Raw genomic sequence first — 13,880 nt, forward strand, 5'->3', positions numbered from 1 at the left:
ATGCTTAAAACGACCTTTAATGTTATTATTCAACCGTTATCAGTATGAGCCTTCCACCGATCTCATCGGCAAGGGGGAATTTTCCCTTGTATACGAGGCGCTTGATACCTGCATCTATTTACCTGTGGCGGTAAAGATCTATCGCGCCATCGAGTCGACAGAGAAATTTGGCTTCGTGCAGGTGAATAAATTCATGGGGCTGGATCATCCGAATATCTGCCGTTATCTCCATATGGGGGAGATCAGAAAGGAAAATGTGGCCGGAAATTCGGAAAAGCGGCAGGTCTGCGTGATGGAACTGTTGCGGGACGGGGATTTTGCCAGCTATTACCGGGCTCACCGGCAGCCGGAACTCTTGCGGAAGATGGTGCTCGATATCCTTCACGGCCTCACCTATCTGCACTCCCAGCGCATCGTGCACCGGCGGTTGAAACCTTCCAATCTTCTTGTCGGAATGACAACGCAGGGACCGGTGGTCAAGATCACCGACTTCGGGCTTGGCTCGGGAAAGGCTACTTCCCGGGACGGGCAATTTTCATCGATGGTGCTGGAGGTGACGCGGATGGCGCCCGAACAGTTCAATGCCCGGGAGTATGGGTTCAACGGGAGTGTTTCCTATCATGTCGATTTCTGGGCGCTGGGCCTGGCGGTTTATGAAGCCATCACCGATAATGATATTCTCTTCAGGAATAGTCCCAGGGATAGCCGGGAGCAGGTGATCCGCAATATCCTGTCGCCAAAGCTGCCGGATAAGGTGCAGCTGCTGCCGCCGCCCTTCGACCGGTTTGTCATGCGTTGTCTGGCGAAACATGCCGGGCACCGGCCGCAGAACACGCGCGAACTGATCGAGTTGCTCGCCCAGCCCATCTCATCGCCGCATCCGGTGAATGTGAGCCCTGTCGCAAAGCTCCCGCATCAGGAAGATAACTCCGTGACGGAAAAGAGAACGGCGACGGTCCCCCCGGAGAGGGAGATGACCGTGACGGAGGACGAGGGCGTGGAGGAAGCGCCGTTGAAAAGCAGGGAGGTCCATCCTTTTTTTAACCGGTATGAATATAACCCTGTCGGGTCGCTCATCGGTAAAGGCGGTTTTTCGAGGGTATATAAGGCGCATGATAAGAAGCTGAATCGCTGGGTCGCATTGAAATTCTACAAGACCGGTGACTATGCGGAGCGTTGTAATCCTGTCGCGGAGGTTCGCCGGGTGATCAACCTGGATCATCCCAATATCTGCCGCTACCTGGATATCGAGGAGCTGGAGAAAGTGAATGTCTTTGGAGAAAAAGAGATCACCCAGGTGAGCGTGATGGAACTGCTGGATGGCGGCAACCTGCTTGAATATTGTGCGACGCATCCGACGGAAGCAGTGCTGAAGAGGCTGCTGAACGATGTGCTGAATGGTCTGGCCTATCTGCACCGCAGCAACATCATCCACCGGGATATAAAACCGGCAAATATCCTGATCCGGGAGACCTCCGAAGGTCCGGTGGCCAAGATCACGGATTTTGGGATCAGCAAGGCATCGGATGCCGCGAAAACCGCGCATTCTTCGGCGCTTGTGGTCTCGATCCCTTATATGGCGCCGGAACAGTTGAATGTCAAAAAATACGGGGTGGATGAGAAGATCGCGCATAATCTCGACCTCTGGGCGCTTGGAGTAACCATCTACGAAGTGATGACCGGAAAGGTGTTATTTAAGAACAGGGACAACGACAGCAATGAAGAGATAATGGCTAATATCCTGTCGCCGGGTCTGCAGGATAAAATAGCCGAACTGCCGCAACCCTTTTTGGATATCGTCAGACGGTGTCTGGTGAAAGATGCCAAACGGCGCGCTCAGCGCGCAGAAGAATTGATCCAGCTGCTTCACAAGCCTGTGGCGCCGCCGCCACAGCCCGGCGTGGAAAGGATACCCCATACGCTGGAGATGCCCTCTTATGACGCGAGCCGGGAGATCGAGCTGAGCGATGCGGCGGAGCTGGAAGCCGCGGCGGAAGCAAAAGGCGCGGCAGAGATCCGGCCTGAAATGCGGCTGATTCCCGGGGCGGATACAAAAACCCAGGACCTGTTCATGCCCGAGAAGAGCTGGGTATGGGCGGAAGCCGTGTCCACACCCATGCTCGACGAAGTGCGGGATACCGTCAGGGTGCCACTGGGAAAGCCAAAATGGGATACAGGAATGAGCATTGCCGCCGTCGCCGCTTCGGTCCTGATATTTATTACCTCCTATATTATTATGCAGAACCACCGGTTGAGCAAAGCCCTACAGCCGTTGCCGGTGAGGGTGGATGCCATCAATACGATCCGGCCGCAGCGCGTCGAATCCGTGAAGTACACGGATGCGATGGGTACCGGCAACCCTTCGGCCGTGGATGTGCGACGAATTGTCGTACACAAAAACAATATCAATCATCGGCATAAATATAAGATAAAATTATAATACACTGCCGACTCTCCTGCATATACCACTAATATGGTACAATAAATTGTTAGGGCAAATCGCCGCTAATTCGGCTTTTCCTAGTACCTTTCACTTCCCTCCAGCCAGAGAAAATTCCAATCCGTTTGAAGGTCCAGGCCCGGCCATTCGTAACCCTGCTGACCGTATCCCGATCATCCAAATTTTGAGCTAATTATGAACTGCTATAAGTCGCTAACAGCAGCGTGGGTGTGTATTCTTTTTTCTCGCCTGGTTTTTGCGCAGGATAAGATCTGTCTCGAGAACGAGGTGCGTCAAGGCAAGGTGGCTGATATTTCTCTGAGCACTGTGAAGTATACTCTCCTTGACAAGCCGGATCAACCTTTATTACTGCCGCTGCACAGGGTGTTGATCCTATTTAATTCAGACGGGGATTATCTTGTCCCGTCCCAGATGGACAGTACCAACCCAAAGATCCGGAGTTTCCTAAGTCGTTTTTTCGCCCCCGGCGCGCATCCGCGCACAACGGATCAGGTCTTTTCCCTTCAGCATACGCTGCTGGAAGTGAAGATCACCCGGGAAGATGCGGATAATATCTATTGGGGAGACAATGGCCGGTTCTTTAAGAAGGATATCGCGGCCATCATCTACGCAGACGGCAGGTCGAAGATCTTCTGCCCGATGAATCAGGCCGCCCAGATCCTGGGTGCCTGCCAGCGGACGCCGCTGAACCTGGGTATCGGATCGGACGTGGTAGCGAATAATACCGGATCGCCGGCGGAAAGCGCACCGGCGACATCTACGGAGTCGGTAAAGTCGATTGAAAATACAACCGGGAACAGCCAGGACAGTTTAACGCAAAAACGGGTGGCGACGCTGCTCGGGGAAGTGTCCCGGAAGGAATTTGAAGAAAAGGCGGAGAAGAAGACGGCACAGTTTACCGATTATCTGAAGATCCTCTGCGATAAATCGGCGGGCTATGAGGCGCTGGACAAGGCCATATCGCAGGCCGTGAGCCTTTTTGTGAATGAGGATGCGATGGTGGAGATCTCGTCCAACAATCGCAATTCCATTTTACGGCTGAAGATCAGGGACTACCTGCGGAAGGTGAAACAAGTGCAATATGACCGGATCGACGTCAAGTGGACCCATGTGCAATATGTGAGTGATCTAAAACCGGGGCCGGACGGGAATTTGTATGGAACGGTCTCGTTCGAACAGGAGTTCAGGGGCTACCGGGACGGGAAACTCGTCTACAGCGATGTAACCTTAAAGCATGCAAACGTGGTGCTGAAGACCTATAATAAAACGTATGAGGGCTCGAATCGGAAGATCTGGGATGTGCTGCTGTCCGACGTCGGGGTCGTCGCCACAAAATCAATGTAATCCGTTGAAATTATGACGATCTCCCTGCCGAAGATACTCCTTTTCCCGACCCTGCTTCTTTGCCGGATATCCACTTTCGCCCAGGTTTTCAGCAATGATGCCGCGGTGCGGGAGGCCAATTTTGTGACGAAGGTGGTACAGTTGGATGAATTCATTCACCGGTTCAATAACGATACCATCAGTGAGATCCGCCAATATTATCTTTCCCATAACCGCCCATGGGACAAAAGCCGGGAGCAACTGATCCGAAGTTTGTTCAACTATACCACACAACGCTGGGATACGCTGCAGATGGATCGTTTCATCCGCCGGGTGACGAATCCGGAGCAACCGGATTACCTGGGCTTTATGCGGGACCAATGGTATGCCGAGGCGACCTGTCAGTTCCTGTATCGGGCGGAAATAGTAAAAGCAACCCTTGTCCTGAAGCTGCAGCTAAACCCGGACGGCAGTGCCCAATGGGTGATCGCGGCCGTTAAGCCGGGTTTCCCGCTTGCGGCGCCGAAGAAGCAGCGGGTGAAGGATGGATCACCGCTGATCACGACGATCAGCGCGGTAGTCCCGCGGCGAAGGTTCATCCAGCCGGCGGCCAATGAAACGTATTTTGCCGAACTGGGGCGGGATTTTGCGGATAAGCACCGGTTGGCCGATCTGTTTGACAGGAGTTTTTTCGAGCGGCGGTATTCCGGCGCATTTTATCAGGCGTTGCTCCGCAACCGGATCAGATTCGTCACGGTCAAGCGATTGCGGTATCACTATTTGCAGGTGCATGACTGGGTCTTCACCGTGGAGAACTTCCAGCGCCAGACGCGCAACTCCGGATGGCTGATCGCGAGCATCCGGCCGGTGAACACCGAACAGCGATCCGATTACTTAAAAAAGCTATTGCAGGAATAGTCATAAAAAATGTTACAAACCCGAGATATGAGCAAGTTGTCGCCAGTGCTGTTGTTTGTTGCCGCCTTTTTTACGATTGGACGTGCTGCCGCTCAGGATTCCCTTTCCATCCGTGATGCCTCCGAGATCCGGTATAAGGCGGAACGGATGGTGAAAACAGAGTTGAACGAACTGTTGAATTCTCTTTCGAATACCAGTTATGAGACCCAGGAAGTAGCGGAAAGCATTCATTCTTCTTATACCGAAAGCCGTAACCGGATATTCCGGGACTCGCTCGTCCTGGTCGAACCGGATATCAACCCCGCCATCCGGAACAGCAGCCAGTCGGGCGATGAACCTCTTGGAAAATATCTCAGGGACATCGATCTGCTTTATAAAAAGACCGACAGCGCCACGGTGGAGTTCAATAATATCCGCAGCAGTCCGGTAAAGAAGAAAGAGAATATCTATGTGAAGGTTTATTTCAATTCGCGTTTCAAAGGGCAGAGCGCGATCAGCGGGCAACCCTATTCCATGACCAACCGTATTGCCGAGATCAAGGCGGAGAGGGACAAGAATCAGTGGCGTTTATTCATCGTCCGGCTCGCCTTTTTCAACCCTGCGGATACGGTGGCCGATGTGGCGAACAATATTCCTTTGAAACATGAGACCCCTGTGCTGACCGGGCTCACCGGAAGAAGCACCGCACAGGATACGGTCGCGGCCATTCAACGGCAGCAAACCTTCGACGAGGAACAGTCCGAGCGGATCACCCGCCAATTGAGGGAGCAGGAGCGGTTGGATGACGAACGGTACAAACGGCTGCTGGTACTTGGAGACGGCGCCTATCGCCAGAAGGATTTTACCGGCGCCCTGAAATATTTCACGGATGCGCAGCAAATGCGGCCCAATTCCCCTGAGGTGAATGCCCGGCTCAAGAACACGAGCAACTCGATGAACGAATTCAAGGTGGAGTCGGCCGAGCTGTATGCCGGGTTCATCGAAAAGGCAAGGCTGCAGGAGAACAGCCGGCAGTATAAGGAAGCCATTGAGAGTTATCAGAATGCCATCCGGGTAAAGCCCAACGAGTCCGCCAATCTCCAGCCGCATATCCGGCAGCTGACGGATAAGTTCGTGATCCTTTCCGACCTGCAGGAAAAATACAATGCGGGCTATGTAAAGGATGCGTTGCGGGAGTATACCGAAGCCATAAAGAAAGACCCCAACAATTCGGACTATTATCTGGGCCGGGGCCGGTGCCACGAAAAACTCACCGATGAACCGAAGAATCTTCTGCTGGCGCTGCAGGATTATTCCAAGGCCTATGATCTGGATCATAATAATCTTTCGGCCATTCGTTACCGGGCCGAGCTGTATGCCAATATGCGGGATTATTTCAAGGCGCTTTCCGATTACAAGGTCTATCTGACGATCGACCGGAACAATATCGAAATGTACGAGCGGAAATCGGCGATGCATGTCCAGTTGAAGCTGTACAGCGAAGCGATCGCGGACCTGGACGAAGCGCTGACGGTCGATCCAAAAGCGGCGCATGTCTATCTTACCAAGGGCATGCTTTTAATGATGTTCAGCAGGCAGCAGGATGTGCAGCAGGATATCCGCAAGGCCAGTGATAATTTCACTACCTGTCTGCGGATCGACAGCAATAATGCCCAGGCGCTGTTCAACCGGGGCCGGTGTGATATCCTGCTGGGCCGGCTGCCCGATGCCGCGGCGGATTTCACCAATGCCCGGTCGAAAGGACTGGATACGGCCAACCTCAGGATCATCGCGCTGTATGCCGCAAACTATTATAACGTGGCGACGGCGCAGTTTACGCGGAAGGATATGGACTCGGCGCTACGCTATATCGACTATGCGATCTCCATCGAGCCGCAGTCGGCGCTCTATCGTTTTACAAGGGGGGATTATTGTTATTCATTGGGCGACCACAAGGAAGCTATCGCCAGCTATGACCTGGCGATCCGCTACAATCCTGTCTATATCCAGGCGTTTTATAAACGGGGCATGGCCCGGTACGGGCTGGATCAGTATAAGGAAGCGATCAACGATCTCGATACGGCGCTGAAACTGGACCCGCAGAACCTGCTTGCGCTGAAGGGCAAGGGTGATGCCTTGCGGGCGCAGAAGGATCATTCCGGGGCGGCGGAGGCCTATGAGAACGCGTTACGCATAGCGACCAGCGGGCACACTTCCGCGGAACCTGCCTTACAGGCCGAGTTATACAACAACCTCGGCTATTGTTATTTCGAAATGGGCGAATATGAGCGGACGATTGCCAACGAGAAGAAGGCGATTGCCGCCGACAGGAATTATGCCGATGCGTATTTCAACAGGGGCTATGCCTATTTCCATCAGGGACAATTGCCCGACGCCATCGATGACCTGACGAAGGCGATCTCGCTGCTTGACAAGCATCCCGAATGGCATTATGTATTGGGCAGGGCCTATCTCGACAAAAAGGAGTTCACGAATGCCGCGACCCAGTTTGCCGTCTATCTGCAAAAGGACAAGGAGCAGGCCATTCCCGATGCTATCTATCGGCAAGGTTACTGTAACTATATGTTGCAGAACTATACGGTAGCCCTTCCCTTCTACTCGCGGAGTCTTGCCTTGCATCTGGATACCGCCCAGTCCTCCTTTCCGGTGGAGATGGGCGTCGTCTACCTGAATACGGGGAAATATGACTCGGCCTATTATTATTGTCACAAAGCCTATCAGCGCGACAGCACCAATGGCTGGGCCTCCTATGGGATCGGGTCGTCGCTGGCGCTGCAGGGCAAGGCCGATGAGTCGATCGTTTGGTTCGAACGGTCGTTCCGGAAGAGAACGCCCAGCTATGCCGAGATCAAACGCGACCGGCTGTTGGCCAATATGCGCGATAACAATAAAAAATTCAAAGAGTTGCTAAAAAAATATTTCTGATCATGCGGGTAACCCAAATCGACTATCTCCACGAGACCGGCGCCAAAAAAAATCAAGAAGATTTCCTCTGGCCGTTGCCGGGGACAGCTTCCGTCCAGGACCGGACCTTTGTCGTTTGCGACGGGGTCGGTGGCGCGGAGAATGGGGAGGTTGCCAGCCAGTTCGTGGCGGAGTGGGTTGCCCGGGCCTTACAGCAGACACCGCCATCGGAGGTGGGGCTGCCACTGATCAATCGCTTGCTGGAAGAAGCGCGGTCCAGACTTGTAGAGCATGCCCTTTTGAAGGGACTTGGAAAGGATATGGCGACGACCTTTACGTTGGTCCATCTGATGCGTGACCGGGTGTTTGTTGCCTGGTGCGGAGACAGCCGGGTATATCATCTGCGGGGAAACGAGATCCTTTACCGGACGACGGATCACTCGCTGGTGCATTGCCTTGTGCGAACCGGGGATATTTCGGAGGAAGACGCACGGGACCATCCACAGAAAAACCTGTTGCTAAAGGCTATCCGTGCCGATGAGCCGGGGCCCGTGGCGGAAGGGCATTGGATAAGGGAGCTGCGGGATGGAGATTATTTCCTGCTTTGCACCGATGGGTTGCTGGAGAATATTTCGGATAACGATATCCTCTTCCTGCTGCAGCATAGCGAGCAGCGGGAGATGTACCTGGCAAAGGCCTTTAGAAAATACTGTTATAACAAGACCCGCGACAACTATTCCATGTATCTGATCCGGGTGAGTCCCGAGCCTGTCGAAGCACCGCGGGAAAAAGTGACGAAGAGCGGGGGATGGCGGCGCATCGGCTGGCTTTTGCCGTTGCTGGGGATCCTGGTTGCGGCGGCGGCCTTTGTTATACGGAAGAACTATTTTGCGCCGAAGCGCGAGATCCAAACCGTGATCCCTACCGCCGCATCGGCGAAGGACACATTAACACCATAAACCAGCCTTAAAACAATCGAGATATGTTATTATTTAACCGGTACCAGTATCAGCCTTCCACCGATCTCATCGGCCGGGGAGAGCTTACGCGGGTGTACAAGGCGCTTGACAAGCAGATCTATCTGCCTGTCGCGGTGAAGATCTACCGGGGTAATGACCCGGTGGAGAAATTCGGTCTTGTGAATGTGAAGAAGTTTATTGCGATGGACCATCCCAATATTTGCCGCTATTTACATATTGAGGATGTAGAGAAGGAAAGTCCGGCGGGGGAAAAAGAGCGGACGCAGGTCTGCGTGATGGAGCTGGTACCCGACGGGGATTTTGCCAGTTATTACCGGGAGAGAAAGGATCCGGAACTCTTACGGAAGATGGTCACCGATATCCTGCGCGGGCTTGCCTATCTGCATTCAATGGGTATCGTTCACCGGCGGCTCAAGTCCTCCAACCTGCTTGTCGGGGAGACGACGCGCGGACCCCAGGTGAAGATCACCGATTTCGGACTTGGGTCGGGGAAGGCGGCGCTCCGGGACGCGCGGCTTTCGTCGATCGTACTGGAAGTCACGGACATGGCCCCTGAGCAGTTCAATCCCCGGAAGTACGGGGTCAACGGGAAAGTGACCTATCATGTCGATTTCTGGCAGGTGGGATTGACCATCTATGCCGCATTGACGAATAATGATATCCTTTTTAAGAACAGTCCCGATGACAGCCGGGAGCAGGTGATCCAGAATATTCTTTCGCCGGCGCCGCCGGAGAAGCTCAAGCTGTTGCCCCCGCCATTTGACCAGGTGGTGGCGCGCTGCCTGGCCAAGCATGCGGACGACCGGGCGCAGAATACGCGGGAGTTGCTCGAGCTGCTGTCGCAACCGATCACCACGCAGGATGATGTCTACGAGACGGTAGTCTTGCCGGCGATGGCGAGGGTGGAAGCGGAACAGGAAGAAGGGATGGACGAGGATGGCGGAGTGATGGTGACGGCCGGCGTGGGGGCCGCCGTTGCGGAACCGGTGGTCGGAGGCCCCGGAGGGCCTGTGGTCGCGTCGATGGTGGCGGGTGTTGCGGCAACGGCGGCAGGTGTTGCGGCGACGGCGGCGGCGGCGGCGGCTGGTGTTGCGGCGGCTGTCAGCTCCGCTGCTCCTCTGCCGGAGACGTCGGTGCCCCATCTCCTGTTCAACCGGTACGAGTACAATCCGAAGACCGGGTTTATCGGCAAGGGCGGATTCTCGCGGGTATATAAGGCGCTTGACCTTAAGTTGAGCCGGTGGGTAGCGCTGAAACTTTACAAGACCGGCGAAGCTACGGATCGCTATAGTCCCTTTGCGGAGATCCGCCGGGTGATCAACCTCGACCACCCCAATATCTGCCGGTATCTCGATATCGAGGAGATGGAAAAAGAGAATGCCTTTGGCGAGAAGGAAGTGACGCAGATCTGTGTGATGGAATTACTGGATGGTGGCAACCTCCTCGATTATTATACGGGGCATCCGACCCAGGACGTCCTGAAAAAGCTGCTGAACGATGTGCTGAAGGGTTTGGAATACCTGCATAAGAACGGGATCATCCACCGGGATATCAAGCCGGCGAATATCCTGATAAAGGAATCCTATGACGGCCCGGTGGCCAAGATCACCGACTTCGGGATCAGCAAGCTTTCCGATTCGATCAATCAGCAAAATAATTCGGCGCTTGTCGTTTCGATCCCGTATATGGCGCCCGAGCAGCTGAATGTCAAACGATATGGGATCGACGAGAAGATCGGCTATAATCTGGACCTCTGGTCCCTCGGCGTAACGATCTATGAGATCATTACGGGAAATGTGTTGTTCAAGAACAGCGATAGGGATACCAGCGAGCAGATAATGACCAATATTATGGCGCCGGAGCTACCGGAGAAGATCAACGAGCTGCCGCAGCCATTTTTGGATATCGTCCGGCGCTGTGTAGTGAAGGACGCACGCGAGCGGGCGCAGACCGCGGATGAATTGATCGAGCTGTTGCACCGGCCGGTGGTGGTAACGCCCGTTGCGGCCCCGGTGACGGAGCCGGTAGTGGTAACGCCCGTTGTAGTCGCGCCGGTGGTCGCACCCGAGATCACCCCGGTGGTCGAGTCAGTTGCGACGCCCTTGGTCGAGTCCGTTGCTACCCCGGTGGTCGAGTCCGTTGTGACGCCGGTTGGCGCTCCGCCGGTGACCACGCCGGAAATGACGGAGGAAGCCGCAGCGCAGGACGTTCTCGCCCGCGTGAGAGCGGTAGTAAAGAAACAGGCAGTGGCAGCGCCCGTGACAGACGAGGCTTCCTCTGGGATGGATACGCCATACGAGCCGGAGACGCCGTTTGAACCGGAGCCCTGGGCTGTCCGGCCAAAGAGACGGCGGGTTGGCTTGAGGATCGCGATCGTCGCAGTGGTCGTTATTCTGGCGACCGGGCTTTATATCTATAGTCAGGATCAGCGGTTGCGCGCCGCGTTGGGCTTCCCCGCGCAGCAGGAGGATCCCGCAAACATCGGTTCCGGCGGATCGCCGGCTACCACACCCGCGGCCGGAGCAGCGGGGGCGACACCTTCGCGTGCCGATTCCGTGAAGACTCAGGGGAATGTTGTGACGGGAGCGGAAGCAGAGAAAAAGCCGCACAGGGCCAGACGAGAGCATGTTGCGCCGGGAGCCGGAGGCGCAACGTCCACAGGAGCCACCGTCCCGGGAGGGTCTGCCACCGGAGACGCAGCCCGGCGCGCCGCCGATCGGGCCGGATCAGCAGGAGTGGAGGCGCCGAAGTATGTGCTGTTGCTGTCTACGCCTACCACCTGCACCATCAATATCAACAATGCACCCTATGGGGTGTTGGAGAGCGGTAAGACGATGAAGGTCTACCTCTCGCCGGGGAATTATATCATCCAGGCGACGAGCAGCAGTGATGCATCGGCCGTTTATACCGGTCGCCTCGTTGTTCAGGAAGAGAATCTCAACCAGGTAGGAAAATATAAGATACCACTCTAATCCTTACTGCTTCAAAATCTCCTCCAGTCCGTTGTTGAGCCGCGTGAGCACGGCGGGATCGGAGCGGTGCGGAGCATATAAAAGCTGATTACAGAGTTCGAGCAAAGGCGTGACCTTTTCCGCGAGGAAAGGGTCTTTTTGTTGGAGGAGATGGACGAGCTGCTCTTCGGCCCAGGCATCGGTATTCAACCGGGATCGGAGAAAGTGGAGGAGGGTTTCTTTGATGCCGGCCAGTTGGCGTTCTTCTTCCGGGAGTTTGGGTTGCCCGAAATCGGCAGGAGTAGGTGTAGCGGGCGGGGGTTCGGCGGGTAGGGTCGTGGCAGGGACCGTCGGCTCCGGGACGGTCGCCGCGGGGGTCACAGGCGCAGGGACGGTCGCCGCGGGGGTCGCAGGCTCCGGGGCGGTCGCCGCGGAATCGGTTATCGTCGTGGCGCGACGGCGGCGGGATCGAAGGATCAGCAATACGAGAACGACAACGATGAGCAGGATCGGAAAAAGGAGTTTGACGATGATCGGGCTACCGGTCGACACCGGGGGCGCCGTTGTGGTAGGAGCAGGGGCTGCCGGCCGGGCGATCGCCGGGATGTCCATGACGTGAACGATCAGGCTGTCGGTGTTTGTGCTGTGATATTTTGCGCCGGCCGGATCGAAGTAGGCCAGCTCCATGGGCGGCAGGGCATATTGTCCGGCGACCGATGCGGTGAAAGGAATGGCAAAGGTCTTGGTTCCGGTTTGGGGTATGGTGCTGTCGTTCACGTCCCAGCGTTGCAACGGCTCCAGATGCCGGAAGCCGGCGGGCCAGCGGATATAGGGCACCGCGATATTGTCAAAGCTGCCGGCGCCGGAGATATCCACCAGCAAGGTATCGTTACCGGCGGAATCGGGCCGGGGAGCCGTGAGCCGGCTTTGGATCTTCCATTTTCCCACGAGGCCGTTGAATGCCGGCGGCCGGTCGATGGCGGGCAGCGGCTGGACATGGATCGTTGTCTTACGGCTGGTGACGACGCCTGAATATTGGGCGGCCTGCCCATCGGCCCGGGTGTAACTCACCGTGTTGCCGGCCTGGAGGGGCTCGATAGTATAGTCGCCGGTTTGCAAGGGAGTGATCAGGGCCTGCCAGACCGTGAAGCCATGATAATGCCGGCCGTCGATCGTCTTGTCGGGCAGCGGAGTCTCATCCGGCTTGCGTTCTTTTACCGTAAACCCGTTGAGTATGGGTTTTGACGTTACGGTGGACGTACTGTGCAATGCGGTGTAGAGCCTGTAGCTAAGGAGTACCTGCTGGCCGGGATAGCACTCGGCATGATCGACGGTAGTGACGATGAAAATATTATCCCTGATCTTTTTTGCAGGGTCCTCGCCGGGGGCGAGGACCGAACGTTTGGACGGATCGTCGATGGGCAGATCGTCAAAGGCACGCTGAGCAAGGGACAGCCGGGGGAGGAATATCCCGAAAAGGAAAAGAAGGTAAAGGAGTTGTTGCCTGCGCATGCCGGATAGGCAGCAATTTTGGGGCCGGGGTTAATTCCGGATGATCCGGCGGCCCTGGCTGTCGGGGGGGCCCAGCACTTCATTCATTTTCTTCACATAGTCCGCCCGGCTGATGACGCGGCCGCCACCGGGGGCCTTCAGGTCCCGGCCTTCCACTTTATCCTGGATCTCTTTTGCGGTAAAAACAACCTCGCCCTCCCCCGCATCTACTTTTAGGATGGCGCCGGGCAGACCGTTGAATTGATCAGGACCGGCAGGCAGGGGGATATCGCCGGTATACCAGGCGACCACCTTGCTTCCGCGTGGGGTGGTTGTCGTTGCCTTTTTACAGTCATGACCGAGGATAATAGTGTCGCCGCCGGACAGCTTCCAATCCAGTGGTTTGAGCGTGTCGCTGATGATATATTTCTTTTCCTCCAGCATGGCCTCTTCGAGGAGCCGACCGCTGCCGTAATTTCTATAGACAATGCCGTCGTCACCGGGGCCGTTGAATCTCATGTTGATGTGGGCGCCGTTCCCGGTGTTGTTGTCAAAAGGATCGGGGGCCTCGTCCTTTGGCATTGCCTTGTAGACGACAATGCTGTCTTTGAACAGAACCTCATAGACCGCGGTCTGAAACTGCGGGACCATGGCCTTTATCTGATCATCCTTCAGCCGGCGATGAAGATCGATCTTTCTTTCATAAACGATGGCGCCCTGACGGGTCTGAGCGGATAGCACAGGCGGGATCAAAAGGAGGAAAATGAGCTGCTTCATATTGTTTTGTCTTTGTATCAAATATATCCCAGGAGGTGGTTAACCAAACTGGATATAAGGTTAATTAAGGTTAAT

At 55.4% G+C, this 13,880-nt stretch carries 8 protein-coding genes; 6 read left to right on the top strand and 2 right to left on the bottom strand.

The window, feature by feature from the left end:
- Positions 1-19 precede the first annotated feature (19 nt).
- The 6 genes from VGM48_RS23340 (at position 20) to VGM48_RS23365 (ending at position 11,558) form a co-directional block, all read left to right on the top strand.
- Positions 20-2,440: a serine/threonine-protein kinase gene (locus VGM48_RS23340; protein ID WP_331583086.1), complete on the top strand. Its 2,421-nt coding sequence runs from the start codon at positions 20-22 to the stop codon at positions 2,438-2,440.
- Positions 2,441-2,635: 195 nt separating this feature from the next.
- Complete coding sequence (locus tag VGM48_RS23345) at positions 2,636-3,805, top strand: hypothetical protein (protein ID WP_331583088.1); 1,170 nt, start codon at positions 2,636-2,638, stop codon at positions 3,803-3,805.
- A gap of 12 nt (positions 3,806-3,817) precedes the next feature.
- Entirely contained in the window at positions 3,818-4,702 is an 885-nt protein-coding gene (locus VGM48_RS23350; RefSeq protein ID WP_331583091.1) for a hypothetical protein, read from the top strand.
- A gap of 27 nt (positions 4,703-4,729) precedes the next feature.
- Positions 4,730-7,627 carry a tetratricopeptide repeat protein gene (locus VGM48_RS23355; protein WP_331583093.1) on the top strand — a complete coding sequence of 966 codons (2,898 nt, stop codon included), beginning with the start codon at positions 4,730-4,732 and terminating at the stop codon, positions 7,625-7,627.
- A gap of 2 nt (positions 7,628-7,629) precedes the next feature.
- A complete protein-coding gene (locus VGM48_RS23360) occupies positions 7,630-8,565 on the top strand; it encodes a PP2C family protein-serine/threonine phosphatase (RefSeq protein WP_331583095.1) in 936 nt (311 codons plus the stop codon).
- Between the two features lie 23 nt (positions 8,566-8,588).
- On the top strand, positions 8,589-11,558 hold the full coding sequence (locus VGM48_RS23365; protein ID WP_331583097.1) for a protein kinase domain-containing protein: 2,970 nt from the start codon (positions 8,589-8,591) through the stop codon (positions 11,556-11,558).
- Positions 11,559-11,561: 3 nt separating this feature from the next.
- On the opposite strand, the gene VGM48_RS23370 is transcribed toward VGM48_RS23365, so the two are convergent.
- Together VGM48_RS23370 and VGM48_RS23375 are read right to left on the bottom strand one after the other, a co-directional pair.
- On the bottom strand, positions 11,562-13,049 hold the full coding sequence (locus tag VGM48_RS23370) for a hypothetical protein (RefSeq protein ID WP_331583099.1): 1,488 nt from the start codon (positions 13,047-13,049) through the stop codon (positions 11,562-11,564).
- A 30-nt stretch (positions 13,050-13,079) separates the two neighbouring features.
- Positions 13,080-13,805 carry a GLPGLI family protein gene (locus VGM48_RS23375; RefSeq protein ID WP_331583101.1) on the bottom strand — a complete coding sequence of 242 codons (726 nt, stop codon included), beginning with the start codon at positions 13,803-13,805 and terminating at the stop codon, positions 13,080-13,082.
- Between the last annotated feature and the right edge of the window lie 75 nt (positions 13,806-13,880).

It is taken from the genome of Puia sp. (assembly GCF_036500295.1).
In the GTDB taxonomy this organism is placed as follows: Bacteria; Bacteroidota; Bacteroidia; order Chitinophagales; family Chitinophagaceae; genus Puia.